Source organism: Anaerococcoides asporogena (genome assembly GCF_029590275.1).
Taxonomy (GTDB): domain Bacteria; phylum Bacillota; class Clostridia; order Clostridiales; family Clostridiaceae; genus JG1575.
On the sequence record NZ_CP120965.1, the window covers coordinates 2,737,707 to 2,761,797 of the forward strand.

General features: G+C 51.0%; 21 protein-coding genes. 10 read left to right on the forward strand and 11 right to left on the reverse strand.

Annotation, left to right across the window (positions count from 1 at the left end; all coding sequences use genetic code 11):
• From P6M73_RS12595 to ligA, 3 genes are all read right to left on the reverse strand, one after another.
• Window positions 1-492, reverse strand: a complete 492-nt coding sequence (locus P6M73_RS12595) for a YajQ family cyclic di-GMP-binding protein (RefSeq protein WP_277853385.1) — start codon at window positions 490-492, stop codon at window positions 1-3.
• A gap of 261 nt (window positions 493-753) precedes the next feature.
• Window positions 754-1,062 carry a hypothetical protein gene (locus P6M73_RS12600; protein WP_277853386.1) on the reverse strand — a complete coding sequence of 103 codons (309 nt, stop codon included), beginning with the start codon at window positions 1,060-1,062 and terminating at the stop codon, window positions 754-756.
• Complete coding sequence (ligA, locus tag P6M73_RS12605) at window positions 1,059-3,086, reverse strand: NAD-dependent DNA ligase LigA (RefSeq protein WP_277855774.1); 2,028 nt, start codon at window positions 3,084-3,086, stop codon at window positions 1,059-1,061. Before ligA ends, P6M73_RS12600 begins: the two co-directional genes overlap by 4 nt.
• A 370-nt stretch (window positions 3,087-3,456) precedes the next feature.
• On the opposite strand from ligA, the gene P6M73_RS12610 reads away from it, so the two are divergent.
• The 3 genes from P6M73_RS12610 to P6M73_RS12620 all read left to right on the forward strand — a co-directional run bounded on the left by P6M73_RS12610 (window position 3,457) and on the right by P6M73_RS12620 (window position 6,440).
• Window positions 3,457-3,828, forward strand: coding sequence for a hypothetical protein (locus P6M73_RS12610; protein WP_277853387.1), 372 nt, complete (start codon window positions 3,457-3,459; stop codon window positions 3,826-3,828).
• Window positions 3,825-4,388: a DUF2087 domain-containing protein gene (locus tag P6M73_RS12615; RefSeq protein WP_277853388.1), complete on the forward strand. Its 564-nt coding sequence runs from the start codon at window positions 3,825-3,827 to the stop codon at window positions 4,386-4,388. Before P6M73_RS12610 ends, P6M73_RS12615 begins: the two co-directional genes overlap by 4 nt.
• 447 nt (window positions 4,389-4,835) lie before the next feature.
• The gene (locus P6M73_RS12620) at window positions 4,836-6,440 is read left to right on the forward strand and encodes an IS1634 family transposase (RefSeq protein WP_277853389.1); all 1,605 of its coding nucleotides are present in this window, start codon (window positions 4,836-4,838) and stop codon (window positions 6,438-6,440) included.
• Window positions 6,441-6,483: 43 nt separating this feature from the next.
• Here the strand turns inward: P6M73_RS12620 and pcrA are convergent, their stop codons facing one another.
• From pcrA to P6M73_RS12660, 8 genes are all read right to left on the reverse strand, one after another.
• A complete protein-coding gene (gene pcrA / locus P6M73_RS12625; RefSeq protein WP_277855775.1) occupies window positions 6,484-8,703 on the reverse strand; it encodes a DNA helicase PcrA in 2,220 nt (739 codons plus the stop codon).
• A gap of 363 nt (window positions 8,704-9,066) precedes the next feature.
• The gene (locus tag P6M73_RS12630) at window positions 9,067-10,296 is read right to left on the reverse strand and encodes a sensor histidine kinase (RefSeq protein ID WP_277853390.1); all 1,230 of its coding nucleotides are present in this window, start codon (window positions 10,294-10,296) and stop codon (window positions 9,067-9,069) included.
• Window positions 10,289-10,972, reverse strand: coding sequence for a response regulator transcription factor (locus tag P6M73_RS12635; protein ID WP_277853391.1), 684 nt, complete (start codon window positions 10,970-10,972; stop codon window positions 10,289-10,291). The genes P6M73_RS12630 and P6M73_RS12635 overlap by 8 nt, the downstream gene beginning before the upstream one ends.
• 444 nt (window positions 10,973-11,416) lie before the next feature.
• Window positions 11,417-12,910 (reverse strand): S1C family serine protease, encoded by a 1,494-nt coding sequence (locus tag P6M73_RS12640; protein ID WP_277853392.1) that lies wholly within the window; start codon window positions 12,908-12,910, stop codon window positions 11,417-11,419.
• 230 nt (window positions 12,911-13,140) lie between these two features.
• Complete coding sequence (locus P6M73_RS12645; protein WP_277853393.1) at window positions 13,141-13,950, reverse strand: pseudouridine synthase; 810 nt, start codon at window positions 13,948-13,950, stop codon at window positions 13,141-13,143.
• A gap of 1 nt (window position 13,951) precedes the next feature.
• Complete coding sequence (locus P6M73_RS12650) at window positions 13,952-15,295, reverse strand: glucose-6-phosphate isomerase (protein ID WP_277853394.1); 1,344 nt, start codon at window positions 15,293-15,295, stop codon at window positions 13,952-13,954.
• Between the two features lie 296 nt (window positions 15,296-15,591).
• Window positions 15,592-16,104, reverse strand: a complete 513-nt coding sequence (locus P6M73_RS12655) for a SprT-like domain-containing protein (protein ID WP_277853395.1) — start codon at window positions 16,102-16,104, stop codon at window positions 15,592-15,594.
• 307 nt (window positions 16,105-16,411) lie between these two features.
• Window positions 16,412-16,954 carry a C-GCAxxG-C-C family protein gene (locus P6M73_RS12660; protein WP_277853396.1) on the reverse strand — a complete coding sequence of 181 codons (543 nt, stop codon included), beginning with the start codon at window positions 16,952-16,954 and terminating at the stop codon, window positions 16,412-16,414.
• 174 nt (window positions 16,955-17,128) lie between these two features.
• On the opposite strand from P6M73_RS12660, the gene P6M73_RS12665 reads away from it, so the two are divergent.
• The 7 genes from P6M73_RS12665 to P6M73_RS12695 all read left to right on the forward strand — a co-directional run bounded on the left by P6M73_RS12665 (window position 17,129) and on the right by P6M73_RS12695 (window position 23,948).
• Entirely contained in the window at window positions 17,129-18,067 is a 939-nt protein-coding gene (locus tag P6M73_RS12665; RefSeq protein WP_277853397.1) for a TDT family transporter, read from the forward strand.
• Between the two features lie 787 nt (window positions 18,068-18,854).
• Complete coding sequence (rsxC, locus tag P6M73_RS12670; RefSeq protein WP_277853398.1) at window positions 18,855-20,198, forward strand: electron transport complex subunit RsxC; 1,344 nt, start codon at window positions 18,855-18,857, stop codon at window positions 20,196-20,198.
• Window positions 20,198-21,145, forward strand: coding sequence for an RnfABCDGE type electron transport complex subunit D (locus P6M73_RS12675; protein WP_277853399.1), 948 nt, complete (start codon window positions 20,198-20,200; stop codon window positions 21,143-21,145). Before rsxC ends, P6M73_RS12675 begins: the two co-directional genes overlap by 1 nt.
• Window positions 21,138-21,698 (forward strand): RnfABCDGE type electron transport complex subunit G, encoded by a 561-nt coding sequence (locus tag P6M73_RS12680; RefSeq protein ID WP_277853400.1) that lies wholly within the window; start codon window positions 21,138-21,140, stop codon window positions 21,696-21,698. The genes P6M73_RS12675 and P6M73_RS12680 overlap by 8 nt, the downstream gene beginning before the upstream one ends.
• A 10-nt stretch (window positions 21,699-21,708) precedes the next feature.
• Complete coding sequence (rsxE, locus tag P6M73_RS12685) at window positions 21,709-22,527, forward strand: electron transport complex subunit RsxE (protein ID WP_277853401.1); 819 nt, start codon at window positions 21,709-21,711, stop codon at window positions 22,525-22,527.
• A complete protein-coding gene (locus P6M73_RS12690; RefSeq protein ID WP_277853402.1) occupies window positions 22,527-23,117 on the forward strand; it encodes an electron transport complex protein RnfA in 591 nt (196 codons plus the stop codon). The genes rsxE and P6M73_RS12690 overlap by 1 nt, the downstream gene beginning before the upstream one ends.
• 9 nt (window positions 23,118-23,126) lie before the next feature.
• A complete protein-coding gene (locus P6M73_RS12695; RefSeq protein ID WP_277853403.1) occupies window positions 23,127-23,948 on the forward strand; it encodes an RnfABCDGE type electron transport complex subunit B in 822 nt (273 codons plus the stop codon).
• Window positions 23,949-24,091: the final 143 nt, after the last annotated feature.

Consider the following 24,091-nt stretch of genomic DNA (forward strand, 5'->3'; position numbering starts at 1 on the left):
TTAACGGTAGTTGGTGAACTGGACGGCGAAGTCAAAATCCTGTGCTTTCAAGGCCGCGATAGCTGCCTGCAGGTCATCCTTGTTCTTTCCCGTGACCCGAACGCTGTCGCCCTGGATGGTAGCCTGAACCTTCAGCTTCAGATCCTTGATTGTGCTGGTAATTTTCTTGGTCTGTTCCTTGTCCAGACCAATCTGCAGGTCAATATCCTGTTTGACCCGACCGCCCAGGGAAGGAACGATCTTGCCGTATTTCAGGGATTTGATGTTGATGCCCCGCTTGACCAGTTTGCCCTCGAACATATCGATGACGTTGCGCAATTTCATGTCATCCGTGGTATCGATGTGGATCACCTGATCCTTGCGCTCGATGGTGGTATTGGATCCCTTGAAGTCAAACCGGGTTGTGATTTCCCGTTCTGTCTGATTCAGGGCGTTGTCGACTTCCTGCAGATCCACCTGTGATACTACGTCAAATGATGCTTCTTTTGCCATATTGAAACTCCTTTTCCATCGGACTGTCGGGGTCTGGCCCGGTCCGTTCTTCAGATTTAAATTTAAAATTTCTTCGTAAGTAATTTCATTACGATTCTTCAAAAATCCAGCCCATTGCAGGATCTGTTGTGCGATACATGATATTCCTTGCGCCTTGCCCGAAGCACGTGAATGATATTCATTGGGCCGCCTGCGGCAAGGCAGTCCGTCAGACACTATCCGGCCTTTGACCCAGGTTATTTCCGGATCGAACCAGGGAAGCTAGAACACCGGCGTTGTTAAAAGGTAAGCCGCAATCAAAGCCAGGATGAGAAAATGGATCCCATGGATCTTGTACACCGGATAAACTCTGGCATCCAGGAAATTGCGCAGGCTCCAAATGCTGAAGGTAGCCAGCAGCACCGCGATCAGGGTCTTGGCTGTCATGAACAGATCCGTAACCCATATGTAGAACGTGGACAGGAATGTCATGATCACCGTGAAGATCGCAATGAGCACCATTGCCCATGAAATCATGCGAACAGCAAAGCCCACCTTAACCCGCCGCTTAATCAATCTGCGATCGGTCATTGAATCATCTCCTCGAATTCAGCTTCAGTTATCGCCGCAACCCCAAGGGTTCTGGCCTTATCCAGCTTGGAACCGGCCTCTTTGCCATAAAGGACAAAGTCTGTTTTTTTGCTGACCGACCCCTGAGGAACCGCCCCCAGCTCCAACAGCTTTTCCTCGATTCCCTTTCGGCTGTATCCTTCCAGGGTGCCAGTCACCACAACGGTTTTACCCTGAAAAGGATTTTCCCGAACGGTGGTCTCCCGGACTTCCCGGGGAGCCACACCCAGCGCCAGCAGGGCGTCGATCTCCGATTGAACCTCCGGCGCCGCAAAGAAATCAAGAAGGTTGTGCGCCACAATCTCTCCCACATCCGGTACGGTGATCAGCTCCTCGTACGTCAAACGCCGGATTTTCTCCAGGGTTTTAAACTGTTTGGCCAGATCCCGCGACGTTTTCAGACCGACGTTCTGTATCCCCAGAGCATACAGGAAATTCTCGAGTTTTGGCTGTTTGCTGGCCTCAATGGCTGCCAGCAGCTTCCTCGCTCTGGTATCCTTCGTCTTGGGCAGAGCGATCAGATCTTCATAGGTCAAACGGTAAAACTCCGACACCTTGGTGAGATTGAGCTGGTCGAAGAACTGCTCTGCAGTTTTTTCCGAGATCCCCTCGATGTTCATGGCATCGCGCGAGGTGAAATGAACCATGGTTTTTACCAGCTGCGGTTTGCAGGACAGGGTATTCTCACAGAAATAATGTGCTCCGATCAGCGTCAGTGGTGTGTTGCATGACGGGCACCGCTCCGGTGCCTCAATCGGTGTGGTGAGATTGTCATTGACTACAGAGCCCATAATTTCAGGAATGACGTCATTGCTGCGGCGGATGTAGACATCCGCGCCGATGGCGACGCGCTTGCGCCGGATGTCATCCATGTTGTTGAGCGTTGCCCGGCGTACCGTAACACCCGCCAGTTCCACCGGCTCCAGAATAGCCGTCGGCGCTACGCGGCCCGAACGGCCGACATTCCACTCAACCTCCAGAAGCCGGGTGGTGGTTTCCTCCGCCTCAAATTTATAGGCGATGGCCCAGCGCGGTGATTTCACCGTATAACCCATCTGTTCTCTGGTCGCGATATCATCCAGGGCGATGACGATGCCGTCGATGTCGAAGTCCAGTTCAGCCCGGATCTGTATGTTTTCTTCGATGATGGCCGAAATTTCTTCCCAGGTGGACGCTGATTTGAAGTAGCCATCGGTCGGAAAGCCTCTGGCCTCCATGAAATCAATCATGTCGCGGTAGGATTTGAACGGTTCCCCTTCCATGTAGCCGATGTCGTAGAAGTACACGGTCAGGTGGCGACGCCGGGTCTCCGCGGGATTGAGATTGCGCAATGCCCCGGCCGCCCCGTTTCGGGTATTTTTCAGCTTGACGGCAGCACTGGCATTGTAAGCATCGAAGGCTTTTTTAGTCATCAGGGCTTCCCCGTGAATTTCAAACAGAAAGTCATTGTCAATTTTCCAGGGGATGGAGCGGATCGTCCGAATTTGCTGTGTGACATCCTCCCCGGTTGTTCCGTTGCCGCGGGTAGCTCCTACCCGGAGAATCCCTTCGCCGTCATAGGTCAGATTCACGGATAACCCATCAAATTTCCGAGTCAGAATATAGGTCGGCTGAGGCAGCTGATCCGAATGGGCGGCATTATACTCCTGTACAAACCGCTGATTACGTTCCAGCCAGCTTGTCAGTTCTTCCGGATTCTGGGCCTTTTCCAGCGACCAGAGCGGTGCCCGATGGGTGTATTTCTGAAACCCAGGCAGCAGCTCATCTCCGACCCGCTGCGTCGGAGACCAGTCAAGCACATGGCCGGTTTCCGCCTCAAGGGCGATCAGTTCATCATAAAGCCGGTCATACTCCTGATCAGGAACCGACGGTGCATCCAGCATATAGTATTCTTTGGCATATTGATTGAGCAGTTCCGCCAGCTGGCGGATTCTCGTAATTTTATCTTCCACAGTTGAAACCTCCAGATGAGCAAAAATCCTCATCAAGACATAAATTCTCACTTTTTATTATAACATGATCCCTCTGCCCCTGCTTTAAATCCCAATAAGATGAATAAACTCAAGGGAATAAGCTGAGAAACTACTTCGAAGAAGCTCAAGATCAAGAGAAGCGAAACCATTTCGAAGAAGCTCAAGTTCAAGAGAAGCGAAGCCATTTCGAAGAAGCTCAGGCGACTGCACTCTGCGGAAACAGGTCAGCATCAATCGATCCCATTGACCTGGTCCTGTCGATATCCTCTGGACTTCTTCTTTTAGCTGGTATTTGTTTTTATACATATCTAATCAATATTGTATTTTCATTCTCATAGTTGTATAATCAGATCAGAACGAATTTATGGGAGGACTCCGCATCATGAGTGAAACAACTTCACCCGAGATGATTTCCTTTCTGCAGGAAACCATCTCTGCCTGTCAGAAGGCAAAACAACAGCTCCGTCTGGAAGGCCGGAAAGATGAAAGCAATTTTGAGCAAATCCGAATTAATGTCTGTGAGATCTGGCGGGCAGTGGATGCCGCCGGAAGCCGTCAATTAGAGCAGACTCCGGAACAATATCAACACTTTTTGAAGGAGCGGCTCGACCAGCTCCAGCATACCTGGACCAATGCGTTGAACCTGGCGCGTGATCACGGAGATCCCGAGCAGAGCCTCATTGAACAAATCAAGCTGAGCCAGCTGGGTGAAATTCGCGCCGTCTGGCAGCGGGATTGGAAGGAATCCAAATGACAGAACCAGAAGCCATCAAACTATTCAAATGCCTGGCGGATAAATCCAGACTGCAGATTCTGAAGTCCTTAGTGGTTGAGGACATGTACGTGGAACGTCTGGCAGAGCGCCTGAACCTGAGCGCTCCCACCATTTCCTTCCACCTGAAAAAATTGTTGGAAGTCGGCGCCGTCACTTCTTCAAAAACTCAGTACTATACCATGTATTCCCTGCACCCGGAGATCTTCAACACAAAAATTCTGGATATCATCCAGGAAGAGTCCGATGAGTCGGCCCTTCAGAAGAAACGGGACAATCAGTACCGTCAGAAAGTGCTGGATGCATTCTTTGAATACGGCAGACTCAAGTCCATTCCTACTCAGAAAAAGAAGGAACGGATCATCCTGGAGGAGATCGCCAAAGCCTTTGAAATGGGGCGAATTTACCCCGAACGGGAAGTCAATCTGATCATTGCCGATTTCCATGATGATTTCTGTACCCTGCGCCGGGATCTCATCGGTGAGCGGATCATGGCCCGGGATGCTTCCGGTTACTGGCTCATCCCCGCTGTGCAGAAGTAATCATTCAAGAACCCTTCGCTTTATCTGTGAGGCAATCTCTGCTGAAATTCAAGCTTTTCAGCAGGGTGAATTTAAGTCAGAAGCCTGATCATCTGAAATGCGAAAAATGCGGGAATCGGCGAAAACAAATCAGCCTGGACGGGCGTCACTTCTTTTGAGTGACCACGTCCAGGCTGTTTTATCGCTATTGGGTTCTGCTTCGCCGTGGCTAGCCAGGATGATTCTGCAGACAACTGAACACTCCAGTCACGACCCCAATTCCCGGAAATAGTATAGTCTACACCCTCGGTTTGATCTCCCAATTGGGTGACATAGATGTTGGATTTCCCTCGAATTAAGTCACAGAGCCGATTTCATACGAGATGACTCTGTGACTTAATTTATTTTTATCTTGCTTATTACCCCTCTGTAGACTACAATATAAGTAGTCTACAGAGGAGGGATATTATGGCAATGCTCAATATTTCAATCCCAATTCCCACGGAGCGCATCACCTACAAAAAAGATGGCCCGGATAAGCCCAGACGCGTCTATCATGTCGAAAAACGCTACAGAAACGCATTGGGTACCCCTACAGCCAAGGAAGTTGCCATTGGCAAAGAGGATCCTACTCGTCCCGGTTGGATGATCCCCAATGAACGATTCACTGAGTTCTATCCGCTGCCAGTCGATGCCATTTCCCTGACCCCGCCTCAAGAGGTTCTGGCGGCTGGTCATATCGCTCTGTTGTGGCAGCGAGCTGAGGCTATTGGATTGACCAAGGCTTTACAACAGGTATTTCCCTTGCAGGCACAAGAGCTTTTGGCGATGGCCATCTATATGGTCTGCGAAGGCAATGTCATGATGAATCTGGATCTGTTCATCCGGGAGAGCCTACTTTCTACAAGGCTCAGTCTGAATTCCCAGCGCAGCAGCGAACTGTTTGCACAGATCAGCGAAGAGCAGCGCTTTCGGTTTTTTAAGCTCTGGAGTGCTCTCCACAAAGACGAGGAACAGACCCTGGCTTATGATGTGACGAGCATATCGACCTATGCGGAGATCCAAATGGCAGAGTACGGCTATAATCGGGATCAGGAAACCCTACCGCAACTCAACATCGGCATGCTCTATGGCACCAAGACAGCCCTCCCGCTTTGCTATGAGATCTACAGCGGAAGTATCGTGGACAAGGCCTTTTTCCCCTATATGATGGAATTGGGCGAATTGGTCGGTCTCAATGATTTGTTCTACATCATGGATCGAGGCTTTCTCACCCTGGACAATCTGAGCTTCATGGCCCAGAACCAACTCAATTTCCTGATGGCTGCTCCCAAATCCCAGAAAATCTATCGTCAGGCATTAATCGAGGCAACCGCGGTGATCCGTCACTCTCGTTATCACATCCCCCAGACCAGCTGCTATGGACTGTCCAAAGTGATCCAGATCAATGAGTTGCCCTATACCCTCCACATCTACCTGAACACATCCAGTGCGGCGGATGAAGAAGCCCGGATCTACCAGCATGTTGATCGTCTCGAGGAAGAGCTGCAAAATCAGATGAAGCCCATCAGTATTACTCGGTATAACAAGTATTATGATGTGACACGCAATGCATCACCGATTGAGGAGTACGAACGCAATCACGAGAAGATCACCGAGATGATTGAGCTGGCCGGCATGTTCTGCCTGCTGAGCAATACCCAGGATAAGAGCGCAGAGGAGGCACTACGACTTTATGGGCGACGGGACATGGTGGAGAAGGCCTTCCAGAATTTAAAAAACAGCATCGACTATGACCGCTTTCTGACGCACACAGAAAAGACGACAGAAGGGAAAGCCTTTGTCGCCTTTTTGAGTCTTATTCTGTGGTCGGATTTGACCAATCATGGGAAAAACAGCGGGGAGAAATCCATCAACCGGTTGGTCAAACAGATGGGAACGATCAAGCGGACCGATTATGGATCAGGCTGCAGTTTGCTCCAGCCACTGACCAGGAAACAAAAGGACATTCTTAGCGCGTTCGCCATCGAACCGGAGGAATTTCTTCAAACCATTCTCCACTTTGAAGTGTAGACTATAGAATTCCCAGGAATTTGGGTCACGACAGAGTCGGGATTTATTCCTGACGCAGCTTCAGGGGTGCCAGAGAGAGCAGCAAGGATTTCAGGCCGTAGGTGTCGAACAGGATCTGCAGCTTGATATCATTTGCTTCCCGCGACATGCCAACAATCATGCCGTTGCCAAACTTGGGATGGACGACCTTTGCTCCCGGCGTGGCCGTTTCCTCGGTCAGCAGGTCTTCCATGGTGTCATTCGTCGGTCGTACCCGCCCTGGCATCGCGCTTCGGATGCCGTGTGCCGTAGCCGGCATGCTCCGCTGTGCCCTGGCAGCCAGACTGGCGCGGGGCTGTTCGGGGTTGAGCAGTTCCTTCAGTTCTTCCGGAATATCCATGAGGAATTCCGAGGGAGGATACATCATGGAGCGGCCATACACCATGCGCATTTCCGCATGGGTCATATAGAGCAGTTCTTTGGCCCGGGTAATCCCTACATAGGCCAGACGACGGGATTCTTCCATTTCAGAAGGATTGTCAAAGGAAACCTGTCCCGGGAACAGTCCATTTTCCATCCCCACCATGAACACGACCGGAAATTCCAGTCCCTTGGCGGAATGAACGGTCATCATGACCACGGCATCTGCCGAATCATCATATTTATCGATATCCGAGATCAGGGCAACGCTCTCCAGAAAACCGGGGAGCGATGCTTCCGGCTGAAAATCGTATTCTGCCGCCGCATTGATCAGTTCCTCAATGTTCTCCACCCGGGAGGCGTCCTCCGGATTCTTGCTCTGTTCATATTCCTTCAGATATCCGGTCCGTTCCAGCAAAAGTTCTATGAGCTCCTGAACCGACAGATCCACGCTGATGGCCATCAGCTCGGTGATCAGATTCCGGAAGCCGATGACGCTCTGCAGCGCCCGACCGGACAAGATGCCATGCTCTTCCAGATCCATAAGAACATCGAAGACATTTTCCCCGTGCTCTGTGGCGCAGTCCATGAGCTTTTGCAGTGTGGTATCTCCGATGGCCCGCTTGGGCACATTGATAATTCGCCGCAGGGAGACTTCATCGAAGGGATTGTTGATCAGCCGAAGGTAGCCCATTATGTCCTTGATCTCTTTGCGATCATAGAACTTCAGTCCCCCGATGATCCGATAGGGAATCGAATGGCGCATAAAGCTTTCTTCAAAGATACGCGACTGAGCGTTGGTCCGATACAGAATCGCGAGTTCATGGTAATTCCGTCCGTCCCGCACCAGCCGTTCGACTTCCTTTGAAATAAAGGCACCTTCATCGGAATCGGAAAACGCCCGATATACCTTGATCTTTTCTCCCCGCTCATTTCGGGTTCGCATGGTCTTTTCCTTGCGCGAGAAATTATTCTTGATCACTTCGTTGGCCGCATCCAGAATGGTTCCGGTGGACCGGTAGTTCTCTTCCAGCTTAATGACCGTCGCATCGGGATAATCCGATTCGAATTCCAGAATATTGCGCAGGTCCGCTCCGCGAAACTGATAGATACTCTGGTCATCATCCCCCACCACGCAGATGTTGCGATGTTCCCTGGCCAGAAGGTAGATCAGTTCATACTGCGCCTTATTGGTATCCTGATACTCATCCACCATGATGTAGCGGAACTTGTTCTGATAAAAAGCCAGCACATCGGGATGTTCCCGGAACAGCCGAACCGTGAGCATGATGATGTCATCAAAATCCACCGCCATGTTTTTGCGCAGGCTCTGCTGGTACAGCTGATAAACCTGAGCAATCTTTCCCTTGCGGAAATTGGAGTGATTCAGTTCAAAGTAGCGTGTTTCATCAATCAGGGAGTCCTTAGCCGAGGAGATCGCTGACAGAAAGTCCTTCTCCGAGAATTCCTTCGTGTTGATGGACAGCTGCGCCATGCACTGCCGGATCAGGGCTTTCTGGTCGTAGGTATCATACACCGTGAAGTCTTTTTTATAACCCAGTTCTTCAATGTGCCGACGCAAAATCCTGACACAGGCAGAGTGGAACGTAGAGATCCACATCGTCTCCGCGGTATCGCCCACCAGCTGGCGAACTCTTTCCTTCATTTCCTGCGCTGCCTTATTGGTGAAGGTAATTGCCAGGATCGACCAGGGTGCGATGCCCCGCTCGCCGATCATATAGGCAATGCGATGGGTAATCGCCCGGGTTTTCCCGGATCCCGCTCCGGCCAGGATCAGAAGCGGTCCCTCCGTCGTGGTGCAGGCTTCGAATTGCTCCTCATTGAGCAGTTTTTGATAATCCAGATTCATATGATCTCCTGTCAGGCATGGTATAACCGACTATGTATTCCGACGAAAAAAAGATACTCCAATAGGGTATTCCATTCGACTGTCGGTTTCCTTAAAATTATTCTCTACAAAAATTATACACTACTGGGAAACAGACACAAGGACATCTAGAACAAATGTTCCACTTCCCGAAGTGCATTTCATCCATTCCGTCGGTCGTCCTTCTCGCATCGGTGACGAGATAAGAAGCCTGGTATATTTCAGATATTAACCCAGGAAACTTTCTCCTGAGCGAAAACTTGGGCAGATCGCTAAACTCCCCATCCCACCGACAATCTGCAAGACTGTCCGTGGGATGGGGAGTTTTTATTCCATTTGTCATTTTTTCAGTCTCAGCTTGAGCTGAAACTGAAGATGTGATTCATTCGGCTTGAGGGCTATCAACGAACCATCATTGGCTTCAGCCAGACGTCTGGCCAGTGCCAGCCCGATCCCTGATCCCCCGGTATTTCGGGAACGGGATGCATCCGAGCGATAAAACCGTTCAAAAATAGCTTCAAGCTGGTCCTCGGGAAAATCAGGAAACGGATTGGTCCACTCCAGCAGAGTTTCAGAATGTCCCAGACTTCCTGTCAATTCGATGGTTTCTCCCGGCTCCGTGTAGCGAATGGCATTATCCAGCAGAATCCGGAACAGAATCTTCAGGCTTTCTTCATCCCCCTGGGCCTGAAACGGTCGGGGCAAACGGACGGTCAGATGCTGCTGCTTTCCCTCCAGCAAAGGTGAAAGTTCCGCCGTGATCTGTTCCAGGATACATGACAGATCCACCGGTCCCAGCTTCAGCGATGGAGACTGTTCGTAGCGGGAAAGCGTCAGCATGTCCCCCACCAGATGGTTCATTCGTTCCACCTGCCGGCGAATGGAATCTGTCCATTGATTTTTTCCATGAGTCAGTTCCAGCACGTCAGCTGATGAAGCGATCACAGCGAGCGGTGTTTTCAGCTCATGGCCCGCGTCATTGACAAAAATTTTCTGTTTTTCAATGGTTTCGGCAATGGGGCGGACCACTTTCCCGGCCAGAAGCCAGATCAGACCAAAGACCAGGAGAAGTGCCGCTGCCAGCATGGTCAGGGAGTTGCGCAGGGTCTGAGCGAAAAAATTCTGAGGTTCCGTCATATCCAGAAAAACAGCCAGCGTTCCATCCTGAAAGGTGGTACGACGATACCGGAAGTTCCCCTCGGAACCCAGTGAGCGGTCGCCCTGCATCACATGAAACAACAGCTGCTGGATTTCCTCTCCGCTGATGGAAACCAGGTTGTCCCGATTGGTCGTCAGGATATCACGCACCGGCGATGAAAATACTGAGAAATAGCGGGTGGAGTAGGGCGATTCCGCTGTTAGCCCATACCGCTCCATCGTATTGAGCCGAACAGACAGATCCTTGGGAAAGGATCCCCGGTTCTCCGTGATCAAAAGCGTGATGTCATCCGCCCGCTGGATCATGGCTCGATAAGATGCCGCATTGATCAGACCCACGAGGGTCACCAGGACAATTGTGACAATTAGCATGGCATAAGCAATAAAACGCTTTTTTAGTTGTCTATACATCTTCCGACTCCAATCGATAGCCTACTCCACGGTGAGCCTGAATGCGTACTCGCGAGCCGCAGTCGCGCAGTTTCCGGCGCAAGGCCGAGATGTTGACCCAGACAACGTTGATTTCAGCTTCAGAATCCAGTCCCCAGATGTTATCCATGATCTGCTCCTTGGCCAGAAGCTGATCCGGATGGCGCATAAACAGCTCCATCAGCTGGAATTCCTTGTTGTTCAGGGACATCCTATTTCCGGAAGATTCGCAGCGCATGGAAAAATCCTGCCGCGAGAGCGTCAGATCCCCAAAGGCCAGATCCTGGGCATAGGTCCGGCGCGGCCGTCGGAGCAGAGCTTCCATCCGAACCAGCAGTTCCTCCATGGCAAAGGGCTTGGTGAGATAGTCATCCGCCCCGCTGCGAAAGCCTTCGACCTTGTCCTCCAGCTGACTTCGGGCGGTCAGGAGCAATACGGGGATCGGGTTGGCCGCTGCCCTGATTCGTTCCAGAACCTGGAGTCCGCTCATCCGCGGCATCATGATATCAAGAATTGCCAGATCATAGCTTCCCTGCGTTAAATAATCCAAGGCATCCTGACCGTCATGGACCGCTTCGGTGGTATAGCCTTTATGCCTGAGAATGGCTTCCAGGGCATCTGCCAGATCCGTTTCATCTTCTGCAATGAGTATTTTCACATCCGTTTCCTCCTGCCCGGTTTCTCCTCATATTATAACATTCAGCCTGCGCTTCCATCCGCCACTCTTGCCTGGGCATCAAGTCAAGTTCCTGCCTTGAGCTTCAAGACTCAGTCCTCTCATGGGCTTCAGAGTCCGGGATCCACCCTCTGTCTTCAAGCTCGATCCTTGCTCAATCTCCTGACCCAATCTCTTTGTCCCTCGTTCTGTCCCTTTTGCTGTGCCGCTTACCGTCCCATATCTCTTCATTCGAATGGGACCGGTTCCACCGACTTCCCTGATTCAGAAAAGGCAGCGCATGCACACTGCCCTTTGTCGGTTTTATCTGGATTTTGCCGATGATCCTTATGACTTCAGATCCACTATACCGAGTCTGATGGTATCCGAGCGGCCATTATTTGGGAGTGGACCGCTTACCTCTGGTGTCACCGAATGAAGTCAGAGCTATGGTTCCTGCTGGTTAAAGAAATTCTCGATGTTGGAGGAGTCCTGCGCAAAGCGCAGACTGGTTGTTTTTTCTTTGTTGTCCCTGAAATAGGTCACTGTTACTTCATCGCCCACCTGATAGTTCAACAAAGCTTTTTTCAGTTCAGTCATTCCCTGGATCGGGTAGCTGTCGATCTTCGTCACGATGTCGCCGCTCTTCAGTCCCGCCTGGGCAGCTGCGGTTCCATCCATGACATCCATAATATACACTCCCTCAGCTCCGTCAAAGTTGATGGTTTCATCCTGTGCCTTGATGGAGGCTACATTCATTCCGGTGACTCCCAGGTAAACAGATTTAAAGGAACCCTCAGCCATGACTTTTTCAATGATGGGCTTTATGGTATCAACCGGGATTGCGAAGCCGATCCCTGAAGTTCCACCGCCCGCCTTGGCAGTATTGATGCCAATCAGCTGACCGGCTGCATTCAGGAGCGCACCGCCGGAATTTCCTTCATTAATGGCCGCATCAGTCTGGATCAGCCCCGACATGGTTCCGCCGGACTGAATGGTTATACTGCGATCCAAACCCGAAATATAGCCTGAAGTCAGAGTCGACTGCAGGTCCAGCCCCAGAGGATTTCCGATGGCGATGGCCTTGTCTCCGACTTTCACCGCTTCGGAAGAACCGATCGTCACAGGTGACAGACCCGCCTTGCTGACTTTAACAATGGCTACGTCCAGCGCGGCATCGCTCCACAGCACCTCCGCCGGCGCTGTGGTCTGATCATTGAACACAACGGTGATATTGCCCGCTTCCCCATTGTCCACCACATGAGAATTGGTGACGATATAGCCGTCACTGCTCAAAATCACGCCGGATCCTACGCCTTCGACATAGCCGCTTCCACCGCTGCCGAAGAATGAAGGCTGAGAAACTTTCGTTTTGGTTGTAATGCCGACCACAGAAGGCGTCACCGCCTGAGCCACCTGGTTTTCCGCCGTAACACCGGTTTCTGCCGGTGGAGCTGTCAGGATTTTTGAAGGGCTGGTCGAAGTGGACAGCGCTTGATTGACCGGAACCGTCGACTGCTGACGTACCACATCATCCGACCCGAATAAATACCGACCGGAGGCCATCGTAATTCCGGAACCCAGAACAGCGCCGACCAGAACCATGGCCAATGTGCCCATCAGACCGCGACCTTTGCCCGGCGATGGCGAAACTTCCTGATATTCAAAGGTAGCAGCCCGGGAAAAACCTGCCTTCCCATCCCCTTCCCCCGATTCCTCATCCATATAGCCCGGAGTCGGTGAGTAGGTCACATAGCCTTCGTGATCTTCCCTGGGATCCGGATGATTGCCGGAAGTGAATCCCTCGGTGTCAGTCCGTCCAGCTCCGGTTTCCTTCTCCATCGGAAATGAATCATCCGCTGCTTTCCTTTCCGGTACTGATTCATTATGGTCAGAACTCATTGATTCGTGAATTTCATTGTACTTTCTTTCTTCATCCATCGTTGAACACTCCTTGCAGATTCTTTATTTATCATTCATTCAGATATCTTATCGATCGTTCTTACTGACATCTTTACTATAGTCATCGAATCTAAAAAATAACTAAAACAAATCCAATGATAAAGATCAATCCGGAGAGACTTTCCTTAGATCCATGAATGGTTCCACTGCAATAACAAAAAGCAGTTGGCTCTCCGTGACCTGCATGAGGAGAGCCAACTGCTGTTCGCTTATTCAGTTATCGATCGGCCAAAGGGTTCATTTTCCTCGTCATATACCGTATCCCCGGCTTCCGTCGCACCAAAGCTCATTGGCTGTCCCTTTTTCCGGGTGGCAGCCATCAGCTGAGACAGTTCTTCCGCTGTGAGTTCCCGGTATTGTCCCGGCGGGAGATCCTCCGGCAGTGTCAAGGGACCAAAGGCAACCCGTTTCAGTTCCTGTACCTGGTTGTCCAGCGCCTCGAACATCCGCTTCACCTGGTGAAACTTGCCTTCCTGGATGGTCAGCCGAACCAGTCTGGCATCCTCGGCCAGGACTTCCATACGAGCCGGGAGACAGCGGTAGCCGTCGTCAATGACAACGCCTTGTTCAAATCGCCGGTGATAGCTGTCCAAGGCCGGATCCCGCAGGCGTGCAACATAGATTTTATCGATGTGCCACCGGGGAGAGATCAGCTGGTGGTTCAGGGGACCGTCATTGGTCAGCAGAAGGAGCCCGGTGGTGTCCTTGTCCAGCCGCCCCACTGGGAAGGGCGCGAAAGCCCGGTGCTGACTGGCAATCAGATCCAGTACCACGGGATCCCTCGCATCTTCCGTGGCGGAGAGGTAGCCATCCGGCTTGTTCAGCATCAGGTAAATGAACTTTCGCGTATCCACTTCCGCCTGGTCCAGCAGGAACCGGGAGGTCTCCGGATCAAAGGATGCCGCGGGATCCTGAATGACTGCGCCATCCACTTGAATCCGACCGGACTTGATCAGCTGCCGGACCTCCTTGCGTGAGCCGAGTTTGGCGTTTGCCAGTATTTTATCTAACCGTTCCACGCTATTTCAACCGGTCGTTCAGCTCTCTGGCCAGTTCTTCATAACCTGGTTTTCCCAACAGCGCGAACATATTCTTCTTGTAATCCTCCACTCCTGGCTGGTTAAACGGGTTGACCCCCAGGGTGTAGCCTGAAACCGCGCAGCCCAATTCAAAGAAGTAGACCATTTCTCCGAAGGTTCGCGCATTCAGCTGATCAATGCCCAAAACCAGGTTGGGGACATTGCCGTCATTGTGAGCCAGGACCGTGCCCCGGAAGGCATTGGTGTTGACTTCATGCATCGTTTTGCCTGCCAGGAAATTCAGGCCATCCAGATCCGCCTCATCCTTCGGGATCTCAAAATCCCGATGAGGAGCACCCACCTGCAGGACGGTCTCAAATAAATGCCGGCGGCCATCCTGGATATACTGACCCATGGAGTGCAGATCTGTTGAAAAATTCACGGATGCCGGGAAAATTCCCTTGCCATCCTTACCTTCGGATTCACCGTACAGCTGTTTCCACCATTCGGCGAAAAAGGCCAGTTTTGGTTCATAGTTCACCAGTATTTCAATTTCCCGTCCTTTTCGGTACAGGATGTTGCGGGCTGCCGCATACTTCAGGCAGTCATTATCAGCATAGGGCGCCGTCAGGTAATGGTCCATGGCATCCTTAGCACCCGCCATTATCTCAACAATGTCAATGCCCGCTGCCGCAATAGGCAGAAGACCGACGGCCGTCAGAACGGAATATCGCCCGCCAACGTCATCGGGAACAACAAATGATTCATATTCTTCCTGTTCGGCCAGACCTTTGAGGGCTCCCCTACGGGCATCTGTCGTGGCATAGATTCGCCGCGCGGCTTCCGTCTTGCCGTACTTGTCCTCCATGTACTTTTTCATCACCCGGAAAGCAATGGCCGGCTCGGTCGTCGTCCCTGACTTGCTGATGACGTTGACCGAAAGCTCCTTGCCTTCAATGATCTGAAGGAATTCATTCATGTAATCCGCAGACATGTTGTGCCCCAGATAATAGATCTGAACCCCGCCGGTTCTGGCTTTGCCCATTTCATTGTGGAATGTGTGACCCAGCATCTCAATGGCCGCTTTGGCTCCGAGATAGGATCCGCCGATGCCGATCACGACCAAGGCATCCGAGTCGTCCCGGATCTTCTGCGCGGCCTGGCTGATTCGAGTGAACTCCGTCTTGTCATAGTTCGCCGGAAGTTCTACCCAGCCTAAAAACTCCGCTCCAGCCCCGGACTTTTCCACTGTGGTTTTCAGTGCCAGTTCCGTAAAAGGCCCCGCCAGCTTCAGTTCCTCTTCCTTAACCATACCGATTGTTCGGGATAAATCCAATTTCAGCAATGTCCTTCACATCCTTTTAATATTCTTTGGCTATTTTTCTGTTATTCTTTGGTTATTCTTTGGCTATTCTTTGGCTATTCTTTGGTTGTACTTTGGTTGTAGTTAGTTGTACTCGCTCCTTCTTTCGTTCTTATTATATAGCAGTGCAGGAGTGATTCATCAGCTTTCGCTGATTCATTCGCAATCACTGTATCAACGGCTTTCGCCGAAGTCTCTCCAAACTGAGTTCTTTGCATCGGACCATGAACTGCTCCGCACCCCAGGAAGATGAAATGTCATGAAATTATGATCTTCCACTAGAATATATCCATGCGGACAGTCAGTTTGGCCTGACAGCATCCGGAACGATGGGTGCGCATCAGATTTTTGGCGGCATCGCGGCGTCGCCGGCGTGCCACTTCCTTCTCGCACCGGGAACATAAAATCCGGTAACCGCGTTTTTTTTCTTCCTGATGGTTCCCCTGGAAATGGGTATGATCCGGTATCCCGAGGATCTGACAGGCATTTCGAAACACTCCGTTATGACCATGATTTTTCTGATCCAGCACATTAACATAAAAATGAGCATATTCATGAAGAATCGTCTGACGGACAATTTCTTCACTGTAGTCCCCGCTTACCAGTTTCAGCGCAAAGCGAAAAGCTACCGGAACCAGCTTTCCCTGTTCCAGCCGAAAAATAAAGGAACCATAGGTACGTTTCATTCTCGAAGAAATCTCAATCGGCACGTGCTGACAGCCAAGACCCATCTTCTGTCCTGCCCAGTCTAACATGCTGCGGATTTCGTCGCAGCTGATCTGCTTGTCCATAAGTCATTTGTTCCTTTCCTCAACCGGTGGATTCATTATCCAAAGTCACCTTACTCTTATTATAGTATACTCCAGGGCCTGCGCATGATTGTTATGCGCCTGCTTCATAAATATCCAGTCATTCCGAGCATCGGATGATTTGATTGGTATCCCGAGTTTGATCATGTCCCGCCAATAAAACCAGGTCAGCTTCTGACGCGGTTTGCGTAGGAAGCTGACCTGATCAGTTCTGGGGAGATCGTCACGCCATGGCTATGACAGGTACCAGGAATCTATTGCAATTTGCCGGCATGAACCATGATGAATACTAGCTTACAATCCACTGAGGGATCTGTTCGGATTCCACCGGCTTGGCCGCTACATCCTTCACCTCGATCTTGCCATCCTCAATCAAACGCTCAGCCACCCAGCGAGCTACATCGCCGGTAATATGAATGCAGTGCTGCTTGCGTTCAGGAGAAGCAAAATTGTCCCCGTTCCACTGACGGGTAATCACCCGGCAGCAGGTTGCTCCGTATTCTTTCACTGTATAGTCGTGAAGTCCCTTGGCTACCGGAAACATTTTCGGATCCATTCCCTCGCCTTCCAGCCGGCCGTATGCCATACCCAGCACCATCTGTCCTCCGGAAACCGCTCCGCACAGACACTGAGCCTTCCCCATGCCAATGGGGAAAGAAGAAGCCAGTCGGACGACCTCCTCACTGTATGGGTAATCCATGAACTGATTTAGGACTGATACAACGGATTCCGAACAAAAGAATGTTCCGTTCCTGAATTTTTCTTCCGCCTTTGCCTGAATCATATCGAGTAGTTCGTTTTTAGTAAATTCTTTGGTGTTAATACGTTCCATAATTTTCCCCTTTTCAAATGCACGATATTTTTGATTCAATCTTGATAATAACACTCATATAATACTATCTATTAGAATTAGTGTCAAATTGTTTCCAGTATCATGTTAATTCTGTTTACTCTGAATTTTATATATGTTATATTAGGCTGGTACTAATTGTTCGGGAGGAACATCATGAACTTATTAAAAAAATTACCCTACCCCATCGCGGGAACTGCACTTGGACTGGCTGCACTGGGAAATCTGCTGTCCGCCGACGCCCCCTGGCTCAAACCGATTCTCGGGGCGATTGCCGCTGTGCTGATCCTAATGATCCTGGCGAAAATCTCTCTGCTTCCAAAGAGCGTCACCGAAGCATCGGCAAACCCACTGATTGCCAGCACCTTCGCGACATTTCCCATGGCTCTGATGATCCTTTCCACATACCTGCCAAAAGGCCCCATGGCCCTGGCTCTCTGGGCAGTCGGTCTGTTGTTCCATGCTGGTTATATCGTATGGTTCACCTGGCGATATCTCTTGAAGGGCTTCCGACTTCAGACGGTATTCCCCTCGTGGTTCATTGTATATGTCGGCATCGCCGCCGCTTCGGTCTCGGCTCCGTATCACAGTCAGACTGCTCTGGGCATGATCGCTTTCTGGTTTGCATTCGCGACATATCTTCCCCTGCTTGTCCTTGTTACCTGGCGGATGATCAAAGCCGATCCACTGGCTAAGCCGGCACTGCCCGCCATCGCCATCTATGCCGCACCGGCATCGCTCCTCCTGGCTGGCTATCTCAACAGCGCTGCCGTAAAATCTCAGGGGATGGTTCTTTTCCTGCTCGCCCTATCCATTCTCTTCTTCCTGGTCGGCATGGCCGTTCTGGTCAAATTCAGCGCCCTTCCGTTTTTCCCCAGCTTTTCCAGCTATACCTTCCCCTTTGTCATTTCCGCCATTGCCGCCAAGGGCGCAAATGCATTCCTGACGAAAGCCGGACAATCCTATGCCTGGCTGGGACTCCTGACCAGAATCCAACCCACCCTGGCACTGCTGCTGTGCGCTTATGTGCTGATTCGCTATCTTCTGTTCCTCTGGGAATCCCCTGCATTCGAAAGCGTCCCTTCCAAGCGATAATTGACTCTTTACCATCTGACACTCACTCTATCCATCAACTCCTCAGATTCAGCGGATGTCTGATCCGGTGTGTGATCTGATGTCCAATTGAAAGCATCAACCTCCAACAAGGACCTGGCCTCTTAAGCGAGAAGCCAGGTCCCTTCTTGTATAGAGTTCTTTAATTTCAGACTCTCTCGAACTTCATTTCCTCATTTACTTACTTACTTACTTCCTTCCTGCTTGTGCTTATTCTACCGACTTATTTTTTTCACGGTCATGAAATTTCACGGTCTTGGTTTGTTCTCGTTCTTCCATTGCTACGATCGATTTTTCGCATTGGATTAAAAACCTCTTAATGAGAACCTGTGAGTAAGCATTATTTCAGGTTCTTGGGATGAATGCACTTAGCATCCTCCTTGTCCCCGGAAATCTACCTCAAAACAGATAAAATATTTTTTAGTACACGATTTAATTCTGACTCTTTCACTCAGAATTATGATTTCGACAGATTTGGTTCGTTTTCATCTTGTATTCCTGGTGTGAATCTAAGGATTTTATAAAAATCTTACTATGTTTCAATTAGATTTTACCCAATTTAATAACATGTCTTGCATTCCTTTATTTAAGTCACATAAAAATAACAATTAATACAGAAAGCCTGTAATTCAGCAGAAAATTGATTAACAAAAAATTCGATTTGAGGTATTATAGGTAAGTAATAGTTTTGACTATACCAAGAAATCTTTGTAGTTTTTTTGATAATCTGTTAATGATTATCGAGGTTCAGTACCAAGAGGAGGAAAAAATGTTGTTTGCGAAACGTGCATTCAAAGGCGGAGTCCATCCGCTGGAAAACAAGCTTACCAGTGATCATCCGATTACAGAAATAAAAGACATCGGTCTGGTAAGAATCCCCATGAACATGTCTGTTGGTGCTCCGTGTAAGCCCACAGTCAAGGCCGGGGATCATGTAGACATTGGTCAGGTTATTGGTGAGCCATCGGGAATTTCCGTTCCGATTCATGCTTCCGTTTCCGGAAAGGTCAAGGCAGTCAAAACAGAGTACATGGGAACCGGAGATATGATGGTTCTGGTGGATATCGAAAATGACTTCCAATATACAGTTCATGAATCAGTCCGGAAGCCAGTGGTTACGGATTATGATACCTTTGTCGCCGCCGTCCGGGCTTCCGGAATGGTTGGTCTGGGTGGCGCCGGATTCCCCACTCATATCAAGATGCGTCCGCCCCAGGATAAAAAGCCGGATCTGCTCCTGATCAACGGCATGGAATGCGAACCGTTCATTACCTCGGATGAGCGCCAGCTGATTGAACAGCCGGGTCACGTTGTTGCCGGAATCCTGACAGTTCTTCAGTATATGAACATCCCCAAAGCCATTGTTGGCATTGAGGCAAACAAGCCCCAGGGAACTGCTTCCCTTCAGGCTGAAATCGAGCGTCGCGGCGCCCAGGATCGGATCGAGGTTCGGGTGATGCCCGTCCGTTACCCGCAGGGAGCAGAAAAAGTCATGATTCAGGCCATCACCGGCCGCATCATTCCGGCTCAGGGCCTGCCCCACGACGTCAACGTCATGGTCCTGAACGTATCCACCGTAAACTATATTAACCAATATTTGGAAACCGGCATGCCCCTGGTCCGTCGTGTTCTCACGCTGACCGGCGATTGTCCGGCCAATCCGGGCAACTATGAAGTGCCCATCGGAACCAGAATCTCCGATCTGCTGGAAAAAACCGGCGGCACGACCTGCGACCCGAAGAAAGTCCTGATGGGCGGTCCCATGATGGGTCTGGCCATGTCCGACTATACCACCCCCATTGTCAAGAACAACAATGCCATTATTTTGATGGACAAGGGCGCTGTCCTCCCTGAGGAATCACCCTGCATCAGCTGCGGCCGCTGCATCGATGCCTGCCCTGCCGGCCTGATGCCGAACATCCTGAATAAGGCCACCAAGAAAAAGGACTTTGACCGCCTGGACGAATACGCAGTCATGAACTGTTTCGAGTGCGGTTCCTGTGCTTATGTATGTCCCGCCAAGATCCAGCTGGTTCAGTCCATCCGCACCGGCAAGAAAATCTATCGCGCCCAACTCGATGAAATCAAGAAAGCTAAGGAGGCGGCCGTTTAATGAACTTACAAGTTTCCAGCTCCCCACATATCCGAGACTCGAGAACGACCCAGTCCATTATGCTGGATGTGCTCATTGCACTGATTCCCGCACTGGTGGCATCATTCTTTATTTTCGGTTATCGTTCCCTGGTCATCACAGCCGTCACCGTATCGGCCTGTGTGGTGTTTGAATTCCTTTCTGCAAAGGTCAGACAGACACCGCTCCACCTGAACAACCTGTCCGCCGTTGTGACCGGCGTTCTCCTGGCATACAACATGCCTTCTTCCATTCCGCTCTGGATTCCGGTCCTGGGCGCACTGGTCGCCATCATCGTCATTAAGGAGATGTTCGGCGGAATTGGCAACAACTTCGCAAACCCTGCCATCGCCGCCCGAATTGTTCTATTGCTGTCCTTTCCCGAACAGATGAACAACTTCACCGTCAAGATCAAGTACTCGGCCATTGGCTCCACCGGAGCCGGTGACCTGGCTTCCTCAGCCACTCCGCTTGGCCTGAAGGATGCCGGCCAGTTCGTACCCGGCACCCTGCGGCTTTTCCTGGGACAGCATGCCGGAGTTATCGGCGAAGTCTGCGCCGCCGCCCTGCTTCTTGGTTTTGTCTATCTGCTGGTCCGCGGCGTAATCACTGCCTGGATCCCGGTTACTTATGTCGGAACGGTTGCCCTGATGGCACTGCTGACCGGCAATGATCCGCTCTTCAATGTCCTAACCGGCGGATTGCTCCTCGGCGCCATCTTCATGGCGACGGATTATGTCACGACTCCTTATACGACCAAGGGCAAGATCATCTTCGGCGTCGGCTGCGGCCTGATCACCGGCCTGATCCGATTCTTCGGTTCGATTCCTGAGGGGGTATCCTATGCGATTCTCGTCATGAATCTGCTGACCCCGACCATTGACCGCTACACAATGACCAAACCAGTGGGAGGTGTGAAACATGCTTAAAGAAAAAGAAGGAATGTGGCCCGCGCTGGTCCTGACCGTCATCTGCATCGTCACCGCATTGATGCTCTCCCTGGCATACAGCGCCACTAAGGATAAAATTGCGGCAAACCAGTTGGGAGATGCCGAGATTGTGATGAAGGAACTGATGCCTGACGCTGATTCGTTTAAGAAAGCTGAGGATCCCGGCATCGATGGAGTTACCGGCGTTTACGAAGCCTTGAAGGGATCTGAATCCCTCGGATACATCGTCATGTCCGAATCCAGCGGATACGGCGGCCCCGTGCCAATTATTGTCGCCTTCAAGAGCGACAAGACCCTGGCCGGCATGAGCGTTTCAAAGAGCAACGGTGAGACACCCGGTTTCGGAAAAAACGCGGAAGAGCCCGCCTTCCAGGATCAGTTCAAAGGACTGGCCGCTGACAAGGAATTCACCTTCTCCGGTGAAGCCGACAAGACCAATTTCGATCAGGTCTCCGGCGCCACCGTTACCAGTATCGCTATAAAAATGGCTATGAACAATGCACTGAAGGCCGTTCAGGCCCTCGGCTATTAAGGAGGACACTATGGCGAAACAACAAAAAAGCCTCGGCGAAGTATTCAGCCGTGGACTCTTAAAAGAAAATCCGGTTCTCATGCTCCTGTTAGGTACCTGTCCCATCCTGGCAGTATCTACCACCGCGATGAACGGAATCGGCATGGGTATCGCAGCTACCGTGGTTCTGATCATGACCAACTTCATCATCTCTCTGATCCGCAACCTGGTTTCCGACAAAGTTCGAATTCCGGTCTATATTACCATTATCGCCGGAATGGTTACGGTTATTCAGCTCTTGATCGCGGCTTACCTGCCCGAACTCGACAAGTCCCTGGGAATCTTTATCCCGCTGATCACCGTCAACTGCATTATTCTTGGCCGGGCCGAAGCCTTTGCCAACAAGAATAATCCACTGTACTCTGCCATCGACGGTCTTGGCATGGGCCTTGGCTTTACACTGGCACTGACCATCATGGCGTCCATCCGCGAAATCTTCGGAAACGGGACCTGGTTTGACAAACCGATTCCGATTCTGAACGAGAATCCCTTCGGCATCATCAAAATGCCTCCGGGTGGATTCTTTGTCTATGGCCTGATGATTGCAGGCACCCTTGGAATCATCCGCTACATGGAAAATACTGCCAAGAACAAAGCCCGCAAGCTCTCCTCCCATGGTCCGATCCAGGCCGAAGCTGCTCAGTTTGATGAAACAGACTGTCCGGACGGCGGCTGCGGTTCCTGCGGAGCAAAAGCAGCCTGCGGCATGTCCGAGTTCAGAGCTCAGATGAAACCAAACAAGATGATCGTGCCTGACATGATCAAGCAAAGCAAAGGGGGCCAACAGTAATGACTGAATTTATGCAGCTGCTTTTTAATACGATCTTTGTCAACAACGTCGTTCTGGCTCAGTTCCTGGCCATTTGTTCGTTCCTCGGAGTATCCAAGAACGTCAAAACCGCCATGTCGATGTCTTTGGCAGTTATCCTGGTCCTGTTGGGCGCCACAGCCATCACCTGGCCGATCAATCACTTCATTCTGGAACAGTTTGAAATGACTTACCTCCAGACGCTGGTCTTTATTCTGGTAATCGCCGCTCTGGTTCAGATCGTCGAAACCATTATGAAGAAATCCCTTCCTCCGCTCTACAACGCCCTGGGAATTTATCTACCCCTGATCACCACAAACTGCGCCATCCTGGGTGTAACCCTCCAGAATGTCGAGTCATCCTATAATTACACCCTTTCACTGACCAACGCGCTGGGAACCGGATTAGGCTACCTGCTTGCCATGTTCATCTTCTCCAGCATCCGGACCCGGCTGGAAGATGCCGAGATTCCAAAATCACTGGCCGGTCTCCCCATCACACTGATTGCTGCTTCCATCGTGTCTGTTTCCTTCTTCGGATTCAAGGGCATCGCTGAGAACCTGTTCAAATAGGAGGAACTCATGATAGCAAGTATTAATTTCAACAGCATCGGGCTGCCGATCCTGGTCATGGGTCTGACCGCCCTGATCTTAGGTGTGCTGATCACCGTTGTCAGCAAGAAGTTTGCGGTACCGGTTGACACCCGAGTGGAAGACATTCTCCTGATCCTGCCGGGAGCAAACTGCGGCGGCTGCGGCTACTCCGGATGCTCCGGCTATGCTGAAGCACTGGCTTCGGGCTCCGACGGCGTTACGACCAAATGCATTCCGGGCGGACCGGATACGGCTGAATCCCTATCCGAATACCTCGGAAAATCTGGTGGAAACTTTGTACCGACCGTAGCCCAGGTTTACTGCCAGGGAACCAGCCAGCACACCAAGCCGCGTTACGAATACAACGGAACCAAGACCTGCAAGGCCGCCAATCTGGTTCAGAACGGACCCGGCAGCTGCGTTTACGGATGCATCGGCTTTGGCGATTGCAAAACCGTCTGTGAGTATGATGCCATAGAAGTCATCGACGGGGTCGCCCGCATCATCCCCGAAAACTGCGTAGCCTGCGGAAAATGCGTTCTGGAATGTCCCAAGAACATCATTCATCTCGTACCCAAAGTCGAGAATGCCTACATCAACCGCTGCTCCAACCCCCTGCTCGGACCCATCGTCAAAAAGACTTGCGGCATCGGCTGCATCGGCTGTACCTTATGTGTCCGGGCCTGCAAGTATGATGCCATCAAGATGAAAGACTCCCTGGCCATCATCGATCAGGATAAATGCGTCCAGTGCGGCGAATGCATCAAAGTCTGCCCCTCCAAGTCCATCACCATGGGCCTGGTCATGTAGCAGACAATAACTAGAAGGAACACCCCCGCCCGGGCAGATCCCACTATTAACCGGGCAAAGAACCCCCGCTATCAGGCACAGCCTGATAGCGGGGGTTCTTTGCCCCTTCGAATTTGATCCACCGACTCATTGAATTTGTTCCA

What these genes read in the sequence shown, in the direction of transcription:
- P6M73_RS12595 (WP_277853385.1), bottom strand. Translation starts at nt 492, where the DNA reads ATGGCAAAAGAAGCATCATTTGACGTAGTATCACAGGTGGATCTGCAG.
- P6M73_RS12600 (WP_277853386.1), bottom strand. Translation starts at nt 1,062, where the DNA reads ATGACCGATCGCAGATTGATTAAGCGGCGGGTTAAGGTGGGCTTTGCT.
- ligA (WP_277855774.1), bottom strand. Translation starts at nt 3,086, where the DNA reads ATGAGGATTTTTGCTCATCTGGAGGTTTCAACTGTGGAAGATAAAATT.
- P6M73_RS12610 (WP_277853387.1), top strand. Translation starts at nt 3,457, where the DNA reads ATGAGTGAAACAACTTCACCCGAGATGATTTCCTTTCTGCAGGAAACC.
- P6M73_RS12615 (WP_277853388.1), top strand. Translation starts at nt 3,825, where the DNA reads ATGACAGAACCAGAAGCCATCAAACTATTCAAATGCCTGGCGGATAAA.
- P6M73_RS12620 (WP_277853389.1), top strand. Translation starts at nt 4,836, where the DNA reads ATGGCAATGCTCAATATTTCAATCCCAATTCCCACGGAGCGCATCACC.
- P6M73_RS12630 (WP_277853390.1), bottom strand. Translation starts at nt 10,296, where the DNA reads ATGTATAGACAACTAAAAAAGCGTTTTATTGCTTATGCCATGCTAATT.
- P6M73_RS12640 (WP_277853392.1), bottom strand. Translation starts at nt 12,910, where the DNA reads ATGGATGAAGAAAGAAAGTACAATGAAATTCACGAATCAATGAGTTCT.
- P6M73_RS12655 (WP_277853395.1), bottom strand. Translation starts at nt 16,104, where the DNA reads ATGGACAAGCAGATCAGCTGCGACGAAATCCGCAGCATGTTAGACTGG.
- P6M73_RS12660 (WP_277853396.1), bottom strand. Translation starts at nt 16,954, where the DNA reads ATGGAACGTATTAACACCAAAGAATTTACTAAAAACGAACTACTCGAT.
- P6M73_RS12665 (WP_277853397.1), top strand. Translation starts at nt 17,129, where the DNA reads ATGAACTTATTAAAAAAATTACCCTACCCCATCGCGGGAACTGCACTT.
- rsxC (WP_277853398.1), top strand. Translation starts at nt 18,855, where the DNA reads ATGTTGTTTGCGAAACGTGCATTCAAAGGCGGAGTCCATCCGCTGGAA.
- P6M73_RS12675 (WP_277853399.1), top strand. Translation starts at nt 20,198, where the DNA reads ATGAACTTACAAGTTTCCAGCTCCCCACATATCCGAGACTCGAGAACG.
- P6M73_RS12680 (WP_277853400.1), top strand. Translation starts at nt 21,138, where the DNA reads ATGCTTAAAGAAAAAGAAGGAATGTGGCCCGCGCTGGTCCTGACCGTC.
- rsxE (WP_277853401.1), top strand. Translation starts at nt 21,709, where the DNA reads ATGGCGAAACAACAAAAAAGCCTCGGCGAAGTATTCAGCCGTGGACTC.
- P6M73_RS12690 (WP_277853402.1), top strand. Translation starts at nt 22,527, where the DNA reads ATGACTGAATTTATGCAGCTGCTTTTTAATACGATCTTTGTCAACAAC.
- P6M73_RS12695 (WP_277853403.1), top strand. Translation starts at nt 23,127, where the DNA reads ATGATAGCAAGTATTAATTTCAACAGCATCGGGCTGCCGATCCTGGTC.